Source organism: Streptomyces sp. NPDC012510, assembly GCF_042955065.1.
In the GTDB taxonomy this organism is placed as follows: Bacteria; Actinomycetota; Actinomycetes; order Streptomycetales; family Streptomycetaceae; genus Streptomyces.
This window is the reverse complement of sequence record NZ_JBIBEN010000028.1, coordinates 54,772-77,352: the sequence shown is the minus strand read 5'-3', so window position 1 is coordinate 77,352 and position 22,581 is coordinate 54,772. Positions and strand designations below refer to the sequence as shown.

Here is a 22,581-nt window from a genome sequence, read left to right as displayed (position 1 = left end):
ACCTGACAGACGTCCTGACAGGCGTTGACAGGCCCCGCACCAGTCCTCGGGCCGCCCTCACCGGTCGCTCAACCGCCCGCTGATCCACTGCAGCGTCGCCGGGATCTCCCGACGCCACGTGTTGAAGTTGTGCCCACCGCTGTCGAGGATGATCGACGAGATCCGCGTCGGCTGCTTCGCCTTCACCAACTCGATGAACCTGAGTGTGGCCTTGTAGTTGCTCTCCCCTTGTTTGCTGCTGGTGACCAGCAGAGAGGTGTCGGGTGCCGGACGGTGTTTCAGATACCAGAAGAGGTCGGCCTCGTTCCGCAGCGTCTTGTTCCCCTGGAAGAGATCACCGGTCGTCGGATCGATCGGCGCCTTGTAGTACGGCGAGAGGCCCGCGCCGGCGGCGTACGACTTCGGATGGTGGACGGCGAGTTTCAGCGCGCAGTAGCCACCGGTGGAGTCGCCGATGATGCCCCAACTCCCGGGTTCCTTCCCCACCCTGTAGTGACGGCCGACGGCGTCCGGCAGATCCTTGGCGAAGAACGTCTCGGTCTGCGGCCCGCCCGGGACGTCCACGCACTCGGTGTCACGCGGCGGCGCGACGGTCGGCCTCAGCATCACGAGAATCATCGGCCGCGCCTTGCCCTCCCGGGCCAACTTGTGGGCCGTCTGCGGAAAGTGGAGGCCCTTGATGAGCGCCTCGGCGGTGCCCGGGTAGCCGGTGAGGACCACGGCGGCGGGGAAGGCGCGGGTGCGGTACTGCGGCTTGAAGTACTCCGGCGGCAGGTACACGTACGCCGGGCTGGCGATCCGGCTGGTACGGCCGACGATCTCGACCTTCTGGATCTGGCCGCCGACCGCGGGCCGGGCACCGCCGGTGACGTTCACCTGCTGGGTGTCGACGACCCGCAACGGCCCGCTCGTGTCGGCGCCGTCGTGGTCGACCACCACACCCTGCCCCGTCTCCTGGCCGAGGAGGTCGGCCCAGCTGGCGTAGAAGCCGAAAGCCTGGTTCGCGGCGAGGCCGACCGACGCGAAGAGCGCGATCTGTGTGGCCAGCAGCACCCCGATCCGCCCTCCGACCGCCCGCCAGCCACGGCCTGCCAGCCTCGGCCACAGCCACACCGTACCGATGAACAGCAGCACCGCGGACAGGACCGCCAACGCCAGCACCTTGTTGCTCGTAAGACCCATCGGGTTGTCTCTCGCCGACCTTTCTTTCCTTGTCTTTCCCTGCCCTTTGGCTCAGCTTTCCGGTGGAGAGTGAACCTCTTGCGCCAAGGCACCGTCCTAGAGGGCGCAATGTCGCCGGATGCCGGGAAGGCACCGGATCCAAGCTCTCTCGCGGAACTACGGGATGCGATGTCTCTCAGGACAGATGGGGAAATGTCGGGTGGGGTTCCGGTCCAGTCGGACCGGAACCCGCCGGGCGCGGACCGGCGCGTGAACGGCGGTGGGGGCGGCGCGCTGCACAACGTCGTGCGCCGCGTGCTGCGCGGGCCGAGCCCCGAGGCCGTGCCCGCCCTGATGGCCAGGGCCTGCACGCTCGTCGGGCTCGTGGACATCGCCGCAGGTGTGTTCCCCCGCTTCCGGAACAGCCGTATGCACGCGCTGGCCGAGGTGCTGCCCGGCGCGCTCGGCCCGTTCGCCGCGGCACTGTCGCTGAGCGCCGGCGTGCTGCTGCTACTCCTCGCCCACGGGCTGCGCCGACGCAAGCGCCGGGCCTGGCGCGCGGCCGCGCTCCTGCTGCCGGCCGGGGCCGTGGCCCAGTTCACGTACCGGCACTCGCTCGTCGGCGCCCTCGTCTCCCTCGCGCTGCTGATCCCGCTGCTGCGCCACCGCGACGAGTTCCGTGCGCTGCCCGACCCGACCAGCCGCTGGCGGGCGCTGGCCAACTTCGTACTGATGGGCGCCGGTTCGATCGTCCTCGGTCTGGTCATCGTCAGCGCCCACCCGGGGCGCATGGTCGGCGACCCGAGCCTCGCCGACCGACTCGAACACGTCATCTACGGCCTGTTCGGCTTCGAGGGGCCCGTCGACTACGCGGGCAACACCTCCTGGACGGTGGCCTTCTCCCTCGGCGCCCTCGGTCTGCTCACCGCCATCACCACCATCTATCTGGCCTTCCGCCCCGAACACCCGGCGGCCCGTCTCACCGATGACGACGAGGTACGGCTGCGCGCCCTGCTGGACAAGCACGGCGGCCGGGACTCCCTCGGCCACTTCGCGCTCCGCCGCGACAAGGCGGTCGTCTTCTCTCCGAGCGGCAAGGCGGCCGTGACGTACCGCGTCGTCTCGGGGGTGATGCTGGCCAGCGGCGACCCGATCGGCGACGTCGAGGCCTGGCCCGGCGCCATCGAGCGCTTCATGGACGAGGCGAAGGCCCACTCCTGGACCCCGGCCGTCATGGGCTGCTCGGAAACGGGCGCCGAGGTCTGGACCCGCGAGACCGGCCTCGACGCCCTCGAACTGGGCGACGAGGCGGTGGTGGACGTCGCGGATTTCTCCCTCGCCGGACGCGCGATGCGCAACGTGCGTCAGATGGTGAAGCGCATCGAGCGGCTCGGTTACGAGACCCGGGTACGGCGCGTCCGTGACCTCGGCGAGGGCGAGCTGGACCGGATCCGCCGCGCCGCCGAGGACTGGCGCGGCACCGACACCGAACGCGGGTTCTCCATGGCGCTCGGCCGCATCGGCGACCCGGCCGACGGGGACTGCCTGATCGCCACCGCCCACAAGGCCGACGAGGTCCCGGGCCCCTACGGCGACCTCAAGGCCGTCCTGCACTTCGTGCCCTGGGGCCCGGACGGCGCTTCCCTGGACCTGATGCGCCGCGACCGCTCCGCCGACCCCGGTATGAACGAACTCCTCATCGTCGCCGCCCTCCAGGCGGCCCCCCGGCTGGGCGTGAAGCAGGTCTCCCTGAACTTCGCGATGTTCCGCTCGGCCCTGGCCCGGGGCGAGAAGATCGGCGCCGGTCCGGTGCTGCGTGCCTGGCGCGGCCTGCTGGTCTTCCTCTCGCGCTGGTTCCAGATCGAGTCGCTGTACAAGTTCAACGCCAAGTTCCGCCCCCGCTGGGAGCCCCGCTTCGTCGTCTACGCCGCATCCCGCGACCTGCCGCGGATCGGCTTCGCCGCGATGCAGGCCGAGGGCTTCGTGAACCTGGCCCTCCCCCGCCTGCTGCGCCGACGCGCGAAGGCCCCGGCGCCCTGCGCGCACGCGACGGTGGAGCGAGGCATCGGCGAACAGCAGGAAGTACGCGCGGCCTGAACACTCCGGCGGAGCGCTCCGCCGGAGGTGCCGCGGTGTGCCGTCGGTTGCCGTGGGTTGCCCGCTGCACCGTCGTGGCACCTTCGTAGCTGGTTGCGCGGTTCGGCGGCGGCCCTGAGGGGCGCCGCCGGCCCGCAGCGGACCCCGCCGGGACCGGCTGAGCCGGGTGCGCTCCGGGAACCGACCTGAGCGAGGGCCGACCACTCCCGCGCCAAGGGCCCCGCTCAGGTCACGGCCCGAGCGCCGTGGGGCCTAGGCTTGACGCATGAGCAAGCAGAGCCGGCGCGGTCGTGTGGCCGGAATGCCCCTGTGGGACCGGTGCGCGGTCATGGGTGTCGTCAATGTCACCCCGGACTCGTTCTCCGACGGTGGACGCTGGTTCGACACCACGGCGGCGGTCAAGCACGGCCTGGACATGGTGGGGGAAGGCGCGGACCTGGTGGACGTGGGCGGTGAGTCGACCCGCCCCGGCGCCGTCCGGGTCGACGAGGCCGAGGAACTGCGGCGGGTCGTCCCCGTGGTGCGGGGGCTGGCCTCCGAGGGGGTGACCGTCTCCGTGGACACCGTGCGCGCCTCCGTCGCCGAGCAGGCCCTCGCGGCGGGCGCCGCGCTCGTCAACGATGTCAGCGGCGGCCTTGCCGACCCCGCGATGATCCCGGCGGTCGCCGACGCGGGCGCCCCCTTCGTGGTGATGCACTGGCGCGGCTTCCTGCAGGGCGGCAACGTCAAGGGCGTCTACGAGGACGTCGTCACCGAGGTGGTGGACGAGTTGCACGCGCGCGTGGAGGCCGTTCTGGAGGGCGGTGTCGCGGCGGACCGCGTCATCGTCGACCCGGGCCTCGGCTTCTCCAAGGACGCCGAGCACGACCTCGCCCTCCTCGCCCACCTCGACCGGCTGCACGAGCTCGGCCACCCCCTGCTGGTCGCCGCCTCCCGCAAACGGTTCCTCGGCAGGGTCCTGGCGGGCCCGGAGGGCTCCCCACCACCCGCACGCGAACGGGACGCGGCCACGGCCGCCGTGTCGGCCCTGGCCGCCCAGCAGGGCGCCTGGGCGGTCCGGGTGCACGAGGTCCGCGCCACCGCCGACGCGGTCCGGGTGACCCGCGCCATCGAAGGGGCCCGCGAGCGGTGAGCGCTCCCCACACCGACGTGGAACAGGTCGAACTCGCCAACCGGACCTTCTACGAGGCGTTGGAACAGGGCGACTTCGAGACGCTCTCCTCGCTCTGGCTGGTCCCCGCCGACCTGGGCGTGGACGAGGAGTACCACGACCCCGCCGAGACCGGCGTGATCTCCTGTGTGCACCCCGGCTGGCCGGTCCTCACCGGGCGCGGCGAGGTGCTGCGGTCGTACGCGCTGATCATGGCCAACACGGAGTACATCCAGTTCTTCCTCACCGATGTGCATGTGTCGGTCACCGGTGACACGGCGCTCGTCACCTGCACCGAGAACATCCTCAGCGGAGCTCCGGCACCGGACGGCAGTGACGAGCTCGGGCCGCTCGTGGGGCAACTGGTGGTCGCCACGAACGTGTTCCGCCGCACACCCGACGGCTGGAAGCTGTGGGCGCACCACGGCTCTCCCGTGCTGACCGAATCCGATGACGACGAGGGCGACGACTCACCTGCGTGAGTGGGTAGGCGGTTTTCCAGGACCAGGGAGTGATTGGGAACACGGGAGGGCGGGTATGGGCGGCTACCGACCCGTGAGCCGCCGTGTTCCCCGCGGGAAACGCTCGACGAACCTGTCCGTACAGGGGTGGGACAGAGCTTCCGCGGGTGAGCACTGTCGGCGCCCGCAGGTAGATTCGGGTGTGGCCGGTGCTCCGACCGCACACGGACGACATCGGCCGTCACCGACGATTGCAGGAGTGATTCGCGTGGATCGTGTCGCGCTGCGCGGCCTCAGGGCCCGTGGGTACCACGGGGTGTTCCAGCACGAGCGCGAGGAGGGTCAGACCTTCGTCGTGGACCTCACGCTGGGTCTGGACACCCGACCGGCCGCTGCCGACGACGACCTGGCGAAGACCGTGCACTACGGGATCGTGGCGGAGGAGGTCGTCGGCATCGTCGAGGGCGACCCGGTGAACCTCATCGAGACGCTCGCGGAGCGCATCGCCCAGGCGTGTCTGAAGCACGACGGGGTCCAGGAGGTCGAGGTCAGCGTGCACAAGCCGAACGCGCCGATCACCGTCCCCTTCGACGACGTGACCGTCACCATCACCCGGAGCCGAGTATGACCGCGTTCTTCACCGAGGGTCACAGCGACCCGACCGTACAGCCGGTACCCGCCTCCGTCATGGCGAAGGTGGACGAGGCCGACACGACCCTGCACAACCCCCGCCGTGCCGTGATCTCCCTCGGCTCGAACCTGGGCAACCGCCTGGAGAACCTCCAGGGCGCCATCGACGCGCTGGAGGACACCCCGGGCGTCCGTATCAAGGCCGTCTCCCCCGTGTACGAGACCGAGCCGTGGGGCGTGACCCCGGGCAGCCAGCCCTCGTACTTCAACGCGGTCGTCGTCCTGAAGACCACCCTGCCGCCCTCCTCGTTGCTGGAGCGGGCGCAGGCGGTCGAGGAGGCTTTCCACCGGGTCCGGGACGAGCGCTGGGGCCCGCGCACGCTCGACGTCGACATCGTGGCCTACGCCGACGTGGTGTGCGACGACCCGCTGCTGACCCTGCCGCACCCCCGCGCACACGAACGGGCCTTCGTCCTCGCCCCCTGGCACGACGTCGAGCCGGAGGCCCGGCTCGCCGGGCGCGGTCCGGTCGCCCTGCTGCTCGACGGCATCACCCGGGACGGCGTGGCGCCCCGCGCCGACCTGGAACTCCGGCTGCCCGAGTAGTCGTTAGGGTCTACCGGGTCGGGATCTTCCCGACACCGTCGGGATCACGGCCGGGCCGACCACCCGGTGTCCGTGGATCCCGGCGTCCGTGAACCATCGGGCTCGTCGAAGGGGCATCGTGAAAGAGCTGCGCATCAGGACGCTGGCCGCGGTGTTCGTCGTGGCGGGGGTGCTGTCCTGGGCCGGGGCCCGGCTGTGGAACTCGGTGGACACCCTGCCGAGCGTCCCGCTGGCCGCCCCCATCGTGCTCGCCCTGATCGCCGCCGTCCTGACGGCCACCGCGCTGTCCATCCGGGCCCGCCTCAAGGCCCAGCGGGAGCGCCGTCCCGACGCCAAGGGCGTCGACCCCCTGATGGCCGCCCGCGCGGTCGTCTTCGGCCACGCCAGCGCCCTCGTGGCCGCCCTCGTGGCCGGGATGTACGGCGGCGTCGGCGTCTTCCTCCTGGAGTACCTGGAGGTTCCGGCCCGCCGCGACCAGGCCATCTACGCCGGCTTCTCCGTCCTCGCGGGAATCGGCGTCATGGCGGCCGCCTTCTTCCTGGAGCACGTCTGCAAACTCCCGGAGGACGACGACACCAACGGCGGAGCGGCGCGGGCGGCGTGAGACCCCGGATCACCGCGCCAGTATCAGGCTCATCGCCTCGGATCGGGTCGTGGCGTCCCGAAGCTGGCCTCGCACCGCCGAGGTCGTGGTCTTCGCGCCGGGCTTGCGGATGCCGCGCACCGACATGCACATGTGCTCGGCCTCGATGACGACGATGGCCCCCCGCGCCTCCAGGATCCGCATGAGCGAGTCGGCGACCTGCGTGGTGAGGCGTTCCTGCACCTGCGGCCGGCGGGCGAACACCTCGACGAGCCGTGCCAGCTTCGACAGGCCGGTGATCTTCCCGCTCAGGGCCGGTATGTAGCCGACGTGCGCGACGCCGTGGAACGGCAGCAGATGGTGCTCGCACAGGGACACGATCTCGATGTCCTTCACCAGGATCATCTCGTCGTGCCCCAGGTCGAACGTCGTCGTCAGAACGTCCTCGGGTTCCTGCCTCAGCCCGGCCAGCAACTCACGGTACGCCCGTGCCACCCGCGCAGGTGTCTCCCTGAGCCCTTCGCGCTCCGGGTCCTCTCCGACCGCGATCAACAGTTCGCGCACGGCGTTCTCGGCGCGCTTCTCGTCGAACTCGCCGATGGTGCCCTCGCCGTCCAGCGTCACGGGGTCGGTCATGTGGTGCCTCGCTCCTGAGCCTGCGACGCGTACGGGTTACGCGTCTCATGTTTCGGCCATACGAAATGCCGCGCCCCCCAGGCTAGAACCCGGGGGGCGCGGCATTCATTCCGGGCCTGGTGAGGAGGGCGTGAGCCGGAAACCGTGGCTGGGACGGTGGCCGGTTCTCACCAGGCGGGCGTCAGCTCTCCGGGCTCTCCTCCGGTGTCGCCTCCACCGGCGCCTTGGTGGTGATCGCCGGCGTCGCGCCGTTGGCGCCGTTCGTCAGTGCGAGCTCCTTGGGGGAGAGCACCGGCGGACGGGTGGAGGGGGTGCGGCGGGAGGAGCCGGTCCAGGCGGGCCGAGGCGGACGCTTGACGATGGGGGCGAAGATCTCGGCGATCTCCTCCTTGCCCAGCGTCTCCTTCTCCAGCAGCTGAAGCACCAGGTTGTCGAGGACGTCGCGGTTCTCGACCAGGATCTCCCAGGCCTCGTTGTGCGCGTTCTCGATGAGCTTCTTGACCTCTTCGTCGACCAGCGCGGCGACCTCTTCCGAGTAGTCGCGCTGGTGAGCCATCTCACGTCCGAGGAACGGCTCGCTGTTGTCGCCGCCGAACTTGATGGCGCCGAGACGCTCGGTCATGCCGTACTGCGTGACCATCGCGCGGGCCAGGTTGGTGGCCTTCTCGATGTCGTTCGACGCGCCGGTGGTCGGGTCGTGGAAGACCAGCTCCTCCGCCGCACGGCCACCCATCATGTAGCCGAGCTGGTCGAGCATCTCGTTACGGGTGGTCGAGTACTTGTCCTCGTCCGGCAGGACCATCGTGTACCCGAGGGCACGGCCTCTCGACAGAATGGTGATCTTGTGGACCGGGTCGGAGTTCGGGGAGGCCGCCGCGACCAGGGCGTGTCCGCCCTCGTGGTACGCGGTGATCTTCTTCTCCTTGTCCGACATGATCCGGGTCCGCTTCTGCGGGCCCGCGACCACACGGTCGATCGCCTCGTCCAGCATGTGGTTGTCGATCAGCTTCCGGTCGCTGCGGGCCGTCAGGAGCGCGGCCTCGTTCAGGACGTTGGACAGATCGGCACCCGTCATACCGGGGGTGCGGCGGGCGACCGCTGACAGGTCGACGTCGGGCGCGACCGGCTTGCCCTTCTGGTGGACCTTCAGGATCTCCAGACGGCCCTGCATGTCCGGGCGGTCCACGGCGATCTGGCGGTCGAAGCGGCCCGGGCGCAGCAGCGCCGGGTCGAGGATGTCGGGGCGGTTCGTCGCGGCGATGAGGATCACACCGCCCTTGACGTCGAAGCCGTCCATCTCGACGAGCAGCTGGTTCAGCGTCTGCTCGCGCTCGTCGTGACCACCGCCGAGGCCGGCGCCGCGGTGGCGGCCGACCGCGTCGATCTCGTCGACGAAGACGATCGCCGGGGCGTTCGCCTTGGCCTGCTCGAAGAGGTCACGGACCCGGGAGGCACCGACACCGACGAACATCTCGACGAAGTCGGAACCGGAGATCGAGTAGAAGGGGACGCCCGCCTCGCCGGCGACGGCGCGCGCGAGCAGCGTCTTGCCCGTACCGGGCGGGCCGTAGAGCAGCACACCCTTGGGGATCTTGGCACCGACGGCCTGGAACTTGGCCGGCTCCTGGAGGAACTCCTTGATCTCGTGGAGCTCCTCGACGGCCTCGTCCGCGCCCGCGACGTCCGCGAAGGTCGTCTTCGGGGTGTCCTTGGTGATGAGCTTGGCCTTGGACTTCCCGAAGTTCATGACCCGGGAGCCGCCGCCCTGCATCTGGTTCATCAGGAACAGGAAAACGACCACGATGAGGACGAAGGGGAGCAGAGACAGCAGGATGCCGACGAAAGCGTTCTGCTTGGTCGGGGAGACCGTGTAGCCGTCGGGGATCTGCTTGTTCTGGAACTTGTCCTGCAGGGTGTTGGCGAGGGTGTAGCCCTGGTCGCCGATGTAGCTCGCCTGGATCTTCGAGCTGTCCTCGATCTTCTGCCCGTCCTTGAGCTGAACCTTGATGGTCGACTCTTCGCCGGTGGTCAGCTTGGCTTCTTTGACCTTGTTGTCATTGATCGCCTGGACGACCTGGCCCGTGTCCACCGTCTTGTAGCCGCCGGACGAGCCGACGACCTGCATCAACACGACCACGGCAAGGACGGCCAGCACGATCCACATGACTGGCCCACGGAAGTATCGCTTCACGTCCATCCATACGGAGCGGTGCCGCCCCGTCCCTCCTGCCATAGTGAGTTTGATAAAAGACTGTTCTTCGGACGGTACCCCAGCTTTGTCACCCGAAGCCGCAGGGGACCGATGTCAATACCGTCCTCGCATGCTCCAACGGCGCGAAACCCGCTGGGGTTCCCGAGCGTCTTACGGGGATGGTTCAGCCGCCGTAGACGTGGGGCGCGAGCGTACCGACGAACGGGAGGTTGCGGTACTTCTCGGTGTAGTCGAGGCCGTAGCCCACGACGAACTCGTTGGGGATGTCGAAGCCGACCCACTCCACGTCGATGGCGACCTTGGCGGCGTCGGGCTTGCGCAGCAGGGTGCAGATCTTCAGGGACTCGGGCTCGCGGGAGCCGAGGTTGGAGATCAGCCAGGACAGGGTCAGGCCCGAGTCGATGATGTCCTCGACGATCAGGACGTGCTTGCCCTTGATGTCGGTGTCGAGGTCCTTGAGGATCCGCACCACACCGGAGGACTGGGTGCCCGCGCCGTAGGAGGACACGGCCATCCAGTCCATGGTGACCGGGGTGGACAGCGCCCGGGCGAGGTCCGCCATGACCATCACCGCGCCCTTGAGGACTCCGACGATGAGCAGGTCCTTGCCCGCGTACTCCGTGTCGATCTTCGCGGCCAGCTCGGCCAGCTTCGCGTCGATCTCTTCCTTGGTGATGAGTACCTCTTTGAGGTCGGCACCCATGTCTTTCGCGTCCACCCGCATCACTTTCGGTCGGTCGTCCCAGGGCCGCTCCCGGACGCCCCGTCCCGCACGAGGAGGGCCGGGGGCCCGTGTGAGGGGCCCCTTCGGCGTCCGGTTTCAGCCTTGCCGAATCACCAGTCTGCCACCCTGCCGCCGGGCGACGACCCGGCCGGGGAGATTGATGGCCCCCTGACCGCGCCAGCCGGTGATGAGACGGTCCATCTCCTCGATGTGCCGGGCGAAGAGGGAACCTGCCGGGGCACCGGCCTCGATGGCGGCACGGCGCAGGATGCGGCGGCGTACGGCGGGCGGCAGTGCGTAGAGCTTCGCGCACTCCAGCAGACCTGCGGCGTCGCGGACGGCGGGCTCGGCCTGGCGGGCCCAGGTGTCGAGGGCGTCGGCGTCGTCACGGGAGAGCCGGGCCGTACGGGCGAGGGCCTCGACGACGCCCTTGCCGAGCGCCTTCTCCAGGGCGGGCAGGCCCTCGTGGCGCAGCCGCGACCGGGTGTAGGCCGGGTCGGCGTTGTGAGGATCGTCCCAGACCGGCAGCGATTGGACCATGCAGGCCTTGCGGGCGGTCTGCCGGTCGAGTTGGAGGAAGGGGCGGCGGTAGCGGCCGTCGGCCCCCGAGACCGCGGCCATACCCGACAGGGAGCGGATGCCGGAGCCGCGGGCAAGACCGAGGAGGACGGTTTCGGCTTGGTCGTCGCGGGTGTGGCCCAGCAGGACGGCGGTGGCACCGTGGCGCTGCAGGGCGGCGTCCAGGGCGGCGTAGCGGGCGTCACGGGCGGCGGCCTCGGGGCCGCCGTCGCGGCCGACGGTCACGGCGACGGACTCGACCGGGTCGAGGCCGAGTTCCCGCAGGCGCAGCGCGACTTCCTCGGCGCGGAGGTCGGAGCCGGGCTGCAGACCGTGGTCGACGGTGATGCCGCCGGCGCGGACGCCGAGTTTGGGCGCCTCGAAGGCGAGGGCGGAGGCGAGCGCCATGGAGTCGGCGCCGCCGGAGCACGCCACGAGCACGAGCGGCTGCCCGGGTGCGGCGCCCCCCGCGCGCTGGGGGCGGCTGAGCGTGGTCCCGGCGGGCACGACCGCGGGTGGTGCTGCCGTGGGGGGCGCGGGCACCGGTGGTGCGCCCGTGCCGGAGCGCGCGCCCGGGGTGGCGTGGGCGGGCGCGTGCAGGGTGGTGTTCGTGTGGTGTTCGGTGAGGAGGTCGTGGAGTACGCGGCGGACCGCCAGGCGTATCGCCGCGACCGCGGGGTGGGGACCCATGTCCGGTTCCCTTCATGAATTCCGGGGGGTGAGCCCGAGCTCGGTCACTCAGAGTGTGTAGATGGTGACAGAACCGGGCCGTTCCCCGAGCATTGCACGCCTACCCATGGCTCACGGTCCCTCGGACGGGTGATTGAAGAGGCGTTCGCCTGCCGTCGGCCGGAGCCGTTCACCACGCTCGCGCGCGGCTCACGACTCCGCCTTGCGATGCACCCGCGCGACCCAGTCCGCCGGTTTGGCGATCTCCGCCTTGGTCGGCAGGGTGTTCGGGGAGGTCCACACACGGTTGAAACCGTCCATGCCGACCTGTTCGACGACCGCCCGTACGAACCGTTCGCCGTCCCGGTACTGCCTGAGTTTGGCGTCCAGACCCAGCAGCCTGCGCAGGGCCTGGTCCAGGCGCGAGGCGCCCTTCGCCCGGCGTTGCTGGAACTTCTCGCGGATCTCGGCGACCGAGGGCACGACGGCAGGGCCGACGCCGTCCATCACATAGTCGGCGTGGCCCTCCAGGAGGGACATGACGGCGGTCAGCCGGGCGAGGATCTCGCGCTGGGCGGGGGTCTGCACCAACTCGACGATCGAGTGACCGTCGTCGCCGACCTCGCCCTCGGGCCGGCCACCCGCGAGGGACTGGGCGGCCTCCCGGATGCGCTCCAGGAAGGTCGTGGGGTCGACCTCGGTCTCCGCCAGGAACGACTGGATCTCACCCTCCAGGTGGTCCCGCAGCCAGGGGACGGCCGTGAACTGCGTCCGGTGCGTCTCCTCGTGGAGACAGACCCAGAGTCGGAAGTCGTGCGGCTGTACGTCGAGTTCGCGCTCCACGTGCACGATGTTCGGCGCGACGAGGAGCAGTCGGCCGCCGCCGTTCTCCCCGGCCGGGAGCTCGCGGGTCGCCGGGGCGAACGTCTCGTACTGGCCGAGCACGCGGGAGGCGAGGAACGACAGGAGCATCCCCAGCTCCACGCCGGTGACCTTGCCGCCGACCGCGCCCAGTACGGCCCCGCCCGGCGTGTTGCCGCGACGTTCCTGCATCTTGTCCAGCAGCGGCTTCAGCAGTTCTCGGAAGCCGGCGACGTTGGCCCGGACCCAGCCGGGGCGGTCGACGACGAGCACCGGGGTGTCGTCGGCCGTGTCGGGGAGCATCCGTGTGAACGCGCGTACGTGCTCCTCGGACGCCTTCGCATGTCGGCGGAGCTCGGCGACGATGGCCCGGGCCTCGTCGCGGCTCACCTCGGGGCCCGGCCGTACGAGCCGGGTCGCGGTCGCCACCGCGAGATTCCAGTCGACCATCTCGGCACCACCGATACGAGTCATGTTGTCAACCGTACGTGAGCGCTGCCGCTGGGGGCAGGCCGTGACGGGTGGGGGGGTGCCTGGGGCGGTGGGTACGTGCGGGTGAGTCGTGGTTGCTCGCGCAGTTCCCCGCGCCCCTTGTCGGGTCTCCGGCCCTCTCGAGCGGGGCTCCGGCCCTCTTGAGCGCCGCGTCCCCGTTCCTCAGCGGCAACCGCACATGGCCAGGGCCGAGGTCGCGTCGGCCAGGGCCTTCTTGGCCGGGTCGGTGTTCTCCAGGGGGGTGTCCGTGGCGAGGAAGGCGAACGCCAGGAGGCGGCCGTCGGCGTCCACGACCGTGCCGGCGAGGGTGTTCACGTTGCTCAGGGTGCCGGTCTTGGCACGGACGACGCCGCTGCCGGTGGCGTCACCGGGGTAGCGGGAGCGGAGGGTGCCGGTGAACCCGGCCACCGGGAGGCCGGTGAGGACGGAGCGGAGCTCGGGGTGGGACGGCGAGGCGGACTTGGCGAGGAGGGCGGCGAGGAGGGCAGGGGTGAGCCGGTTGCCCCGGCTCAGGCCGCTGCCGTCCGCGAACTCGACACCCTTCAGGGGCACTTCGAGCTTCTTCAGTTCCTTCTCGATGGCCGCCGCGCCGCCTTCGAAGCTCGGCTGCTCCCCCGTCGCGAGCGCGACCTGGCGGGCGAGGGCCTCGGCGATGTCGTTGTCGCTGTGGGTGAGCATGCGCTCGACGAGGGTCGTCAGGGGCGGGGAGGAGACCTCGGCGAGTTCCTGGGCCTTCTTGGTGGCCTCGGCGGAGCCTTCGGTCTTCACCTTGATGCCCCGCCCCTCCAGGAGGTCGGCGAACTTCACGGTCGCGTCGGCCGCCGGGTCGGGGCTGCGGGACGCCGTACCGCTGGACGAGTCGTCGAGGCGGGCCTCGTCGACCATGAGGGGGACGACGAGGGCAAGGTTGGGGTTCTCCCCGATGGTGTGCTGCTCGGGGCCCTCGTAGAGGGAGGCGTCGTAGGTGAGGGTGATCTCGTTCAGGTGACGCTTGTCGAGGGCGGCGGCCGTCTCGTCGGCGAGGGCGCGCAGGCTCGCGTACCCGTCCGTGTCCTCGTGGGCGCTGATGGTCGGGTCGCCGCCCCCGACGAGGACGACCTCGGCGGAGTCGGGCTCGAGGACCGTACGGGTCTCGATGCGGTGGTCGGGGCCGGATGCCGAGAGGGCCGCGGCGGCCGTGGCGATCTTGGTGGTGGAGGCTGGGGTCAGGGCCTCGTCCGCGTTCCGGGAGTACAGCCGCTCGCCGGTCGCGACGTCGACGACGGCGGCGGCGCGGCGGGGGCCCAGGACGGCGGAGTCCAGGAGCGGGTCGAGGACGGCGGCCAGGGCGGCGGACTCGGGTGCCGAGACCGCGCCGGTGACGCCGCCGAGGTCGGCGAGGACGGACGGGGCGCTCGGCGCGGGTTCGGGCGCCCCCGCTGATGCGCCGGAGCCCCGTCCGTGATCTGCGCCACCCTCGTCACCCCGCGATGCCGCCCAGTCGCGCTCGGCCGTACGCTGACCGGTGGAGTCCCACGGTCCGGCGGCGGTCACCGCCCCGGCCGAGAGCACCAGCCCCAGGGTGGCCGCGCCGGCGGTGAGCTGGAGGGTCGTGAGCTGCGAAGAGCGGGCCGTGACGGCGGTCGTGACGCGTACGGCACCGGGTTTCACCGCCTGGGCGACGCGCGCGGCACCGGGTTTCACGGCGCGCGCGAGGCGCACGGCGCCCGGTTTCACGGCGCGCGCGACCCGCACCACATGCGGTCTCGCCACCCGCCAGACCTTCGGCTCAGGCACGACCACCAGCCCCTTTCGCGATCACACACCTGCGTGAGGGACACTTAACCACCAGAACTATGTGTTGATCATGGAGGAGTCACCGGTGGAGTTCGACGTCACGATCGAGATTCCGAAGGGTTCGCGGAACAAGTACGAGGTGGACCACGAGACCGGTCGGATCCGCCTGGACCGTCGACTCTTCACCTCGACCGCCTACCCGACCGACTACGGCTTCGTCGAGAACACCCTCGGCGAGGACGGCGACCCGCTGGACGCGCTGGTCATCCTGGACGAGCCGACCTTCCCGGGCTGCCTCATCAAGTGCCGCGCGATCGGCATGTTCCGGATGACGGACGAGGCCGGCGGCGACGACAAGCTGCTGTGCGTCCCGGCGACCGACCCGCGTGTGGAGCACCTGCGTGACATCCACCACGTCTCGGAGTTCGACCGCCTGGAGATCCAGCACTTCTTCGAGGTCTACAAGGACCTGGAGCCCGGCAAGTCCGTCGAGGGCGCCGACTGGGTCGGCCGCGCGGAGGCCGAGGCCGAGGTCGAGAAGTCGTACAAGCGCTTCAAGGAGCAGGGCGGCCACTGAGCCCCCGGTTGTCTTGCCTGCCGTTGTCGCGAACGGGCCGCGTGTCCCCTTGGGGGGTGCGCGGCCCGTTCGCGTACCGGTGTGTGCCGGTGCGCATACTGAGGCGTACCGGTGGTGTCGTACAGGGAGCGCGGCGGAGTGGGAGTGACGGAATCCGAGGACCGTGGTCCGGCGGAGGACCGTAAGCCGGTGTCGGACGAGGCGAGCGGCGCCTTCGTTCCGGTGGGGATCACCCTGGGGATCGACGGCGACGCGTCGGTGACCTCGGAGTTCGCCGTGCCGGCCGGGCTGGACGTGCCGACCGTCGGGGTGGAGTCCGAGGCGCAGACGACGTCCGAGTTCGCCCTGCCGGAGGGGCTCGCGCCGCCGGAGCCGGTCGCCGTCGAGCAGGAGGGGTCCGCGTTCAGCGTGCCCCGGACCTACAGCGCGCGGCACGCTCCGCCCGCGTTCACGCCGCCCAGCGGGATCCCGGCTGTCAGCCTGACCAAGGACGTGCCCTGGCAGGACCGGATGCGCACGATGCTGCGGATGCCGGTGGCGGAGCGGCCCGCGCCGGAGTCGACGGTGGCGCGTGTCGAGGGCGACTCCGGGCCCGCGGTGCCGCGTGTGCTCGACCTCACCCTGCGTATCGGTGAACTGCTGCTCGCGGGCGGTGAGGGCGCGGAGGACGTGGAGGCGGCGATGTTCGCGGTCTGCCGGTCCTACGGCCTCGACCGCTGCGAGCCGACCGTGACCTTCACCCAGTTGTCGGTGACGTACCAGCCGTCGCTCGTGGACGACCCGGTCACGGCGTCCCGGATCGTCCGGCGCCGGGCCACCGACTACAACCGGCTCGCGGCCGTCTTCCGGCTGGTGGACGACCTCAGCGAACCGGAGAGCGCGATCTCGCTGGAGGAGGCGTACCGGCGGCTGGCGGAGATACGGCGCAACCGGCACCCGTATCCCGGCTGGGCGCTGACCGTGGCCAGCGGACTGCTCGCGGGGGCCGCGTCCCTGCTGGTCGGCGGCGGGCTCGTCGTGTTCGTCGCCGCGGCGGTGGGCGCGATGCTCGGCGACCGGCTGGCGTGGCTGTGTTCGGGTCGGGGGCTGCCGGAGTTCTACCAGTTCCTGGTGGCGGCGATGCCGCCGGCGGCGATCGGGGTGACGCTGACGGTCGCCCATGTGGACGTGGCGGCGTCCGCCGTCATCACCGGTGGGCTCTTCGCGCTGCTGCCCGGACGGGCGCTGGTGGCGGGGGTGCAGGACGGGCTGACCGGCTTCTACATCACGGCGTCGGCGCGGCTGCTGGAGGTCATGTACCTCTTCGTGGGCATCGTGGTGGGGGTTCTGCTCGTCCTGTACTTCGGCGTGAAGCTGGGGGCGGAGCTGAACCCGGACGCGGCGCTGGGCAGCGCCGACCGGCCGCTGTGGCAGCTCGGGGCGTCGATGCTGTTGTCGTTGACCTTCGCGGTACTGCTTCAGCAGGAACGATCCACCGTGCTGGCGGTGACCCTCAACGGGGGTGTGGCGTGGGCCGTGTACGGTGCCATGCACTCCGCCGGGGGGATCTCGCCGGTGGCCTCCACGGCCGTCGCGGCGGGAGTGGTGGGGCTGTTCGGGCAGTTGCTGTCGCGGTACCGGTTCGCTTCCGCGCTGCCCTACACGACGGCGGCGATCGGGCCCCTGCTGCCCGGATCGGCCACGTATTTCGGGTTGTTGGGGTTCGCGCAGAACGATGTGGACGCGGGGTTGGTGTCCTTGACGAAGGCGGCGGCGTTGGCCATGGCCATCGCCATCGGGGTGAACCTGGGGTCCGAGCTGTTCCGTCTGTTCCTGCCGGGGGCGGCTCGGGCCGGGCGGAAGTCCGCGAAGAGGACGCGGGGGTTCTGAGCGCCTGATGGCTCGGGGGCCACCGGTGTGTCGGCGGGCGGGTTCGTTGGAGCTGATCGCGCACTTCCCCGCGCCCCTGAAAAACCCCGCCCGCCTGGGTCACCAGACGGGCGGGGGCGCGTGAACGTCTTTCAGTACCTCGGGTGGTCCTGGTTCTGGTTCTGGGGGTACTGCTGCTGTTGGGGGTGCTGGGGGGCGTACGGCTGCTGCTGGTAGGCGTCGTGGCCCTGGTGGCCCTGGTGGCCCTGGTGGCCGTAGCCCTGATCGCCGTAACCCTGGTTGCCGTAGCCCTCGTTGTTGTAGCCCTGGTTGTTGTAGCCCTCGTTGTTGTAGCCCTGGTTGTTGTAGGGCTGGTTCTGGTGGTGCGGCTGCTGCTGGGGCTGGTCGGTGGACGGGACGCGGCGGAGTTGGGTCGTCGCGTCGTCCATGACCGGGGCGGCGGAGGACTGCGGCTGCTGGGGTTGCTGGGGCTGGTTCTTCTTCGCCTTCCTCGCCTTGAGGAGCTCGAAGATGATCGGGAGCACCGAGATGAGGACGATGAGGATGAGCATCGCCTCGATGTTCTTGTGCACGAACTCGATCTGACCGAGCCAGGAGCCGAGGAGGGTGACGCCCGCGCCCCAGAGGATGGCGCCGACGATGTTGAAGGTCAGGAACGTGCGGTACCGCATGCCGCTGACGCCCGCGATGATCGGCGTGAACGTCCGCACGATGGGCACGAAGCGGGCCAGGATCAGGGACTTCGGGCCGTGCTTCTCGAAGAACTCGTGGGCCTTGGTGACGTTCTCCTGCTTGAAGAAGCGGGAGTCGGGGCGGCTGAAGAGCGCGGGGCCGACCTTCTTTCCGAACATGTACCCCACCTGGTCGCCCAGGATTGCCGAGACGCAGATCAGCACGATCGCCAGCCACAGCGGGAAGTCCAACTGGTCGGTGGTGATCAGCAGGCCGGCCGTGAACAACAGCGAGTCGCCGGGCAGGAAGAACCCGAAGAACAGGCCGGACTCGGCGAACACGATCAGGAGCAGGCCCCAGATGCCGAACGAGTTCAGCAGGTAGTCCGGATCCAGCCAGCTCGGTCCGAGGGCGATCGTCTGCACGGTTCCGGGCTCCTGGGGGGTGAGGAAGAGTGAACGCCTGTGGATGAGGACCCACGACGGCGGGTCGCACAGGAGGTGGGACCCATAGGGGTGACCAAAGCTATCAACGCACGGTCACCCCACTAGGTTCCACCGGTTCCTCCAGAGTGCCCTGTGGCCGCACTGAGACCAAGCCATGTGGTCAGCGGTGCGGTCAGAGTGTGATCAGGGACGCCTCCGGGCGGCGTTCGCGTCGATCGCGGCCCGGAGGTGTTCGGCGAGTCCGGGGCGCATGGCGTCGTAGAACGCCTTGAAGCGCTCGTCGGCGACGTACATCTCACCGAGACACTGGTGCATCTCGTAGGGGCAGTCGTAGAACCAGGCGCCGATGTGCTGCCGGTGCTCCTCGGCCATGTCCATGGCCGCGACGCCGGTCGGCTCCTCGCCGGCGGCCATCAGGGCGTCGTAGCGCGCGCCCCAGTCGGCCACCTCGTCCTGCATGCGCTTCCAGTCCTCCTTGGTGTACGTGGCGGCGCGGCGCTGCGACTCCGCGTACGCCTCCGTGCCGCCCCAGCGCTGTTCCGCCTCCTCGGCGTACTGCTCGGGGTCCTTGTCGCCGAAGACCTCGAACCGTTCCTCGGGGGTGAGATTGATGCCCATCTTGCTTGCCTCCATGGCGTGCTCCACGGCCGCGGCCATCTTCTGGAGTCTCTCGATCCGGGCGGTCAGCAGGTCGTGCTGGCGGCGCAGATGGACCCGTGGGTCCGCCTGCGGATCGTCGAGCAGGGTCGCGACCTCGTCGAGGGGGAAGCCGAGTTCCCGGTAGAACAGGATCTGCTGGAGCCGGTCGAGGTCGGCGTCGCCGTAGCGGCGGTGGCCCGCGTGGGTGCGCTCGCTCGGTACGAGCAGGCCGATCTCGTCGTAGTGGTGCAGCGTGCGCACGGTGACTCCGGCGAAGCCCGCGACCTGCCCCACGGTGTGGCTCATGCTTCCGCTCCCTTTCTCGGTACGGGTTCCAGGCTGGGCCCTCACGTGACGTGAGGTGCAAGTCCTTGCGTCCAGTACACCGGGCCGGGGGTGGGGAGGGGCGGCGGCGCCCGTAGCGGACTGTGCACTTCCGCAGGGCGGGTCCTTTGCGAAACGCACTGCTCACGGGTCACAGGCGTCTCGCTGTGCACAACGCAAAGCCGGGGCGCCCAGACCGTGCACTTGTGCCATGGCCGACTCCCCGGCGGTCTTCCTACGCTGGGCGCACTTCGTCCGGGACCTTCCCCTGAGTCGTCCGGGACGAGGTCGGCCACTGCTCGGTTCGGTGTCCGTGGGCGAAACGCGTGGCCCGTCACGGGGGTGCGGGCCACTCGTTCCGTCGACGGACGGGACGGTGGCGCTCCCCTGACTGCCCACCCCCAGCAGAGGAACTTCCTTGAGCCGGACGAACGTCGAGGGCGTCTCTTTCGCCAGCATCAGCAGCGCGCTGGAGGGGGTGGACCGCTCGCGGCTGACGATCGTGCCCCTCTTCGCGGGGGAAGGCGGCGGCTTCACCGCCCACCTCGTGGTGTGGCCGCCGAACTCGGAGAGCCAGGAGTGCCTGCACGACGGCTTCGCCGAGGCCGCCCACATCGTCGCGGGCAGCATCCTCGACGAGGACGGCAGGGAGCACCGGGCGGGCGAGCTGTGGATGCGCCCGGCGCACCATGTGCACCACCCGCGCGCCGGCGCCGAGGGCGCGCAACTCGTCCTGTGGCGGGTGAACGCACCGGCCCTGTGAACGCACCGGCCCTGTGAGGGCCGCGGCCCCATGGGGCCGGGCCGCGGGTCCCCGAGTCGTGGTGCGACCCGAGGGTCACAGGACCACCGAACGGTCCGCGCACATGTTGGGGCATGTGCGCGGGCTCAGCCCCGATGGCCGTGCGGGCGCCAGGGGGCAAGCCGGCCGTCGAGCCCGCGAAGGAGTGCTGCCGCAATGGTGCGACCCGGTCATCCGACGGAGCAGCGGCTCGGTCGGCTCCTGGAGGACCTCAAGAAGAGCGTGCCGGGCGCACGACAGGTACTGCTCCTCTCGCCCGACGGACTGCGCAGGGTCCGGGTCGACCTCAGTCCCGGCAACGCCGACCGGCTGGCCGCGATCGCGGCCGCGCTCAACTCGCTGGGCCACTGCTACTGCCACGAGAGGGTGTTGGGCAACGGCGGTGACGTCCGTCAGGTCACCGTGGAGCTGACCAACGGCCTGCTCGTCGTGGTCTCGGCCGGTCACGACACCGTGCTCGCGGTCACGACGAACGCGCGGACGCCCGCCGCGAAGCTCACCCGGGAGCTGGGACGGCTGGTCCGGGCCGTGCAGGAGGTCCTCGGCGCCTCCGGCCGGCGGAACTCGTCGTTGTGCCCGGGAAGGTGAACTCGTCGTCCCGGGAGGGTGGGCCGGAGTCGGTCAGGGGCGGGCCGGCTGGCGCAGTGCCGGGCGGCCGAGCAGGACGTGCAGGGCGAGGGCGATGTCGGCCACGGTCACCACGTCGGTGTCGGTGATGCCGACCATCCTCGTGGAGAAGTCCATGCCGAGGAGCGTGGCCGCGTCCCGGGTGTGGTTGCGGACGGTGGCCTCGGACAGCCCCAGGGCGCGGGCCGTCTCCTTGGTGCTGAGGTCGTTCTCCAACCAGACGCAGAGGGTCTCGACGAGATCGCGCTGATCGGCGCGGACGGGGCGCAACCGTTCCTCCGCCCAGGCCCGGGGGCCGCCGTCCTCGGCACCGGCAGCCATCAGCCCGGCGAAGTCCGGCGCCTCGGCGGGGAGGGGCTGCGTGCAGGCATCCGCGGCCGGGGCCGGGGCCGGGAGGGCGAGGATGTCGAGGGCGAGCAGGACGAGGATGCGGTCGTTGGCCGAGCCCCGGAGGTCCAGGGAGAGGATCTTGCCCGCTCGGTTGAGGCGCTGGGTGACCGTGTTCCGGTGGACGCCGAGGCCGCCGGCCGCCTCGGTGTGCTTGAAGCTGAGGGCGGTCGGGAGGGTTTCCAGCAGCAGCTTCTGCTCGTCGCCCCGGCCGGGGAACGCGTCGAGCAGCGGGGCCATGAGGTCGGCGGCCCAGGCCCTGGCCTGTCGCCTGGGGAGCAGGGGGGCGAACTTGGCCTTGGCGCCACCCAGCTTGATGCGGTGCGGGGTACCGGCCGCGTCACCCACCGCCGTCAGCGCCTCCAGATAGCCGACCGCCGTCTCGGCGAGCGGGTGCAGGCGGCTCTGGCCCAGCAGGTGGCCCTGGCGGGTGGCGATCATGTCCTTGAGGACGGTCTCGACGCGGTCGCTGTCGCGGGCGGGGTCCAGGATGAGGATGTGTTTCGGCTTGCCGGGGCAGGCGGACACGATCGCTTGTTCCGCCAGGGCCCGCTCGCACCAGCTGAGGGTCTTCTCGCGCTCCTGTGGCCCCGTGTCGACCACGAAGACCCGGGCGGTGTCGGTGTCCAGCAGGGCCTGGGCGGCGCCCGTGTAGACGACCTGCGCCAGAACCGTCTCGCCTCGCATGAGCAACTGGAACGCGGCGTGGCGTACCGCCCGTGGGGTCTCCACCTTGGTCTGGTGCTCGCGGCAGGCCTGGTCGCACAGCCCCAGGAGCTTCGCCGCGTGCTGGATGAGGGCCGTGCCCGCGCTGTCGAAGGGGTTGTGGGAGGCGATGGCCAGGCGCGCATCGTCCTCGCCGCCGGGGGCTCCCGGGGATATGGAGACGATCCGGGTGTGCATGGCGCCGCCGGGTGCGTCCGGCGCGGCCTCGTGGGCCCCGCTGATGACGGCGTGGGCCAGTCCGGCGGGGGCGCTGTCGGGCACGGCGGCGAGGACGCCGCGCCGGCTCGACGAGACGAGGACCTCGGCGTCCAGGGCCACGGAGAGCCAGTCGGCGATGCGCCGTACGGCGGTGGGGTCGGCGAGCCGGGCGGGCAGCCGGTTGAGGAGACCGTCGAGGTGCTGGACCTGCCGCTCCGCGAACTGGGCCCGGCGCAGCCGCAGATCCTCGTTGACGTGGTCCCAGGCGGCGGTCTCGGCGGAGGTCGCCAGCAGGGGCAGCTCCAGACGGTTCGCGGTCGCGAGGGTGGCCTCGGGGAGGGTCCCGAGGTCGTGACCGGGAGTGTTGAGCACCAGCCCGGCGGCCTTGCGGCTGCCCAGGAGGCGGATCAGGTGGTCGAGGGTCTGGACGCCGGCCCGTGAAAGCTGCGGGGTGTCCAGGGTGGCCAGGAACAGCGTCCCGGTCTCGAACGAGGAGCCGGTGAGCACGGGGGGCAGCTCGGTCAGCGGCCGGACCACGACATCGGTGACCCTGGTCGCGCCGTAGCGGGACGCGTGGCCGGACTGCAGGAACCGCAAGCGCAGCGGGGGCCTGTCATTGATCAAATACTCAAGGGTGGGCAACTTCGCCGTCCCTCCCTGCTCAACGCCTGTGGGCTGAGGTCGTGAACTCCGCCTGC

20 protein-coding genes are annotated in these 22,581 nt (G+C 70.7%); 10 read left to right on the top strand and 10 right to left on the bottom strand.

What is annotated here, in order from left to right:
- Positions 1 to 57: 57 nt before the first annotated feature.
- Positions 58 to 1,182 carry an alpha/beta hydrolase-fold protein gene (locus ACFY9I_RS36630; RefSeq protein WP_391010026.1) on the bottom strand — a complete coding sequence of 375 codons (1,125 nt, stop codon included), beginning with the start codon at positions 1,180 to 1,182 and terminating at the stop codon, positions 58 to 60.
- A gap of 192 nt (positions 1,183 to 1,374) precedes the next feature.
- Here ACFY9I_RS36630 and ACFY9I_RS36625 point away from each other — a divergent pair, with 192 nt between their 5' ends.
- The 6 genes from ACFY9I_RS36625 (at position 1,375) to ACFY9I_RS36600 (ending at position 6,709) form a co-directional block, all read left to right on the top strand.
- A complete protein-coding gene (locus tag ACFY9I_RS36625; RefSeq protein WP_391010024.1) occupies positions 1,375 to 3,258 on the top strand; it encodes a phosphatidylglycerol lysyltransferase domain-containing protein in 1,884 nt (627 codons plus the stop codon).
- Positions 3,259 to 3,523: 265 nt separating this feature from the next.
- Positions 3,524 to 4,390: a dihydropteroate synthase gene (gene folP, locus ACFY9I_RS36620; RefSeq protein ID WP_391010021.1), complete on the top strand. Its 867-nt coding sequence runs from the start codon at positions 3,524 to 3,526 to the stop codon at positions 4,388 to 4,390.
- Positions 4,387 to 4,890, top strand: a complete 504-nt coding sequence (locus ACFY9I_RS36615; protein WP_391010018.1) for a nuclear transport factor 2 family protein — start codon at positions 4,387 to 4,389, stop codon at positions 4,888 to 4,890. Before folP ends, ACFY9I_RS36615 begins: the two co-directional genes overlap by 4 nt.
- Before the next feature lie 247 nt (positions 4,891 to 5,137).
- On the top strand, positions 5,138 to 5,497 hold the full coding sequence (gene folB, locus ACFY9I_RS36610; RefSeq protein ID WP_391010015.1) for a dihydroneopterin aldolase: 360 nt from the start codon (positions 5,138 to 5,140) through the stop codon (positions 5,495 to 5,497).
- Positions 5,494 to 6,105: a 2-amino-4-hydroxy-6-hydroxymethyldihydropteridine diphosphokinase gene (gene folK / locus ACFY9I_RS36605; RefSeq protein ID WP_391010012.1), complete on the top strand. Its 612-nt coding sequence runs from the start codon at positions 5,494 to 5,496 to the stop codon at positions 6,103 to 6,105. Before folB ends, folK begins: the two co-directional genes overlap by 4 nt.
- A 118-nt stretch (positions 6,106 to 6,223) precedes the next feature.
- A complete protein-coding gene (locus ACFY9I_RS36600; RefSeq protein ID WP_391010009.1) occupies positions 6,224 to 6,709 on the top strand; it encodes a DUF3180 family protein in 486 nt (161 codons plus the stop codon).
- Positions 6,710 to 6,718: 9 nt separating this feature from the next.
- On the opposite strand, the gene folE is transcribed toward ACFY9I_RS36600, so the two are convergent.
- The 6 genes from folE to dacB all read right to left on the bottom strand — a co-directional run bounded on the left by folE (position 6,719) and on the right by dacB (position 14,622).
- Positions 6,719 to 7,324, bottom strand: coding sequence for a GTP cyclohydrolase I FolE (gene folE / locus ACFY9I_RS36595; RefSeq protein ID WP_391010007.1), 606 nt, complete (start codon positions 7,322 to 7,324; stop codon positions 6,719 to 6,721).
- Positions 7,325 to 7,505: 181 nt separating this feature from the next.
- A complete protein-coding gene (ftsH, locus tag ACFY9I_RS36590; protein ID WP_391010004.1) occupies positions 7,506 to 9,521 on the bottom strand; it encodes an ATP-dependent zinc metalloprotease FtsH in 2,016 nt (671 codons plus the stop codon).
- 178 nt (positions 9,522 to 9,699) lie between these two features.
- Positions 9,700 to 10,260: a hypoxanthine phosphoribosyltransferase gene (hpt, locus tag ACFY9I_RS36585; RefSeq protein WP_391010129.1), complete on the bottom strand. Its 561-nt coding sequence runs from the start codon at positions 10,258 to 10,260 to the stop codon at positions 9,700 to 9,702.
- Positions 10,261 to 10,356: 96 nt separating this feature from the next.
- Positions 10,357 to 11,508: a tRNA lysidine(34) synthetase TilS gene (gene tilS / locus ACFY9I_RS36580; protein WP_391010001.1), complete on the bottom strand. Its 1,152-nt coding sequence runs from the start codon at positions 11,506 to 11,508 to the stop codon at positions 10,357 to 10,359.
- A 189-nt stretch (positions 11,509 to 11,697) separates the two neighbouring features.
- A complete protein-coding gene (locus ACFY9I_RS36575; protein WP_391009998.1) occupies positions 11,698 to 12,822 on the bottom strand; it encodes a zinc-dependent metalloprotease in 1,125 nt (374 codons plus the stop codon).
- A 180-nt stretch (positions 12,823 to 13,002) separates the two neighbouring features.
- Entirely contained in the window at positions 13,003 to 14,622 is a 1,620-nt protein-coding gene (gene dacB / locus ACFY9I_RS36570) for a D-alanyl-D-alanine carboxypeptidase/D-alanyl-D-alanine-endopeptidase (RefSeq protein ID WP_391009995.1), read from the bottom strand.
- Positions 14,623 to 14,701: 79 nt separating this feature from the next.
- Here dacB and ACFY9I_RS36565 point away from each other — a divergent pair, with 79 nt between their 5' ends.
- Together ACFY9I_RS36565 and ACFY9I_RS36560 are read left to right on the top strand one after the other, a co-directional pair.
- A complete protein-coding gene (locus tag ACFY9I_RS36565; RefSeq protein WP_048819635.1) occupies positions 14,702 to 15,193 on the top strand; it encodes an inorganic diphosphatase in 492 nt (163 codons plus the stop codon).
- Positions 15,194 to 15,331: 138 nt separating this feature from the next.
- Positions 15,332 to 17,062 carry a threonine/serine exporter family protein gene (locus ACFY9I_RS36560; protein WP_391009992.1) on the top strand — a complete coding sequence of 577 codons (1,731 nt, stop codon included), beginning with the start codon at positions 15,332 to 15,334 and terminating at the stop codon, positions 17,060 to 17,062.
- Positions 17,063 to 17,193: 131 nt separating this feature from the next.
- On the opposite strand, the gene ACFY9I_RS36555 is transcribed toward ACFY9I_RS36560, so the two are convergent.
- Complete coding sequence (locus ACFY9I_RS36555; RefSeq protein ID WP_391009989.1) at positions 17,194 to 18,159, bottom strand: VTT domain-containing protein; 966 nt, start codon at positions 18,157 to 18,159, stop codon at positions 17,194 to 17,196.
- Positions 18,160 to 18,363: 204 nt separating this feature from the next.
- Positions 18,364 to 19,125: a TipAS antibiotic-recognition domain-containing protein gene (locus ACFY9I_RS36550; RefSeq protein WP_391009986.1), complete on the bottom strand. Its 762-nt coding sequence runs from the start codon at positions 19,123 to 19,125 to the stop codon at positions 18,364 to 18,366.
- Positions 19,126 to 19,561: 436 nt separating this feature from the next.
- On the opposite strand from ACFY9I_RS36550, the gene ACFY9I_RS36545 reads away from it, so the two are divergent.
- A complete protein-coding gene (locus ACFY9I_RS36545; RefSeq protein WP_391009983.1) occupies positions 19,562 to 19,906 on the top strand; it encodes a hypothetical protein in 345 nt (114 codons plus the stop codon).
- 195 nt (positions 19,907 to 20,101) lie between these two features.
- Entirely contained in the window at positions 20,102 to 20,533 is a 432-nt protein-coding gene (locus tag ACFY9I_RS36540; protein ID WP_391009980.1) for a roadblock/LC7 domain-containing protein, read from the top strand.
- A gap of 33 nt (positions 20,534 to 20,566) precedes the next feature.
- On the opposite strand, the gene ACFY9I_RS36535 is transcribed toward ACFY9I_RS36540, so the two are convergent.
- Entirely contained in the window at positions 20,567 to 22,507 is a 1,941-nt protein-coding gene (locus ACFY9I_RS36535) for a helix-turn-helix domain-containing protein (RefSeq protein WP_391009972.1), read from the bottom strand.
- Between the last annotated feature and the right edge of the window lie 74 nt (positions 22,508 to 22,581).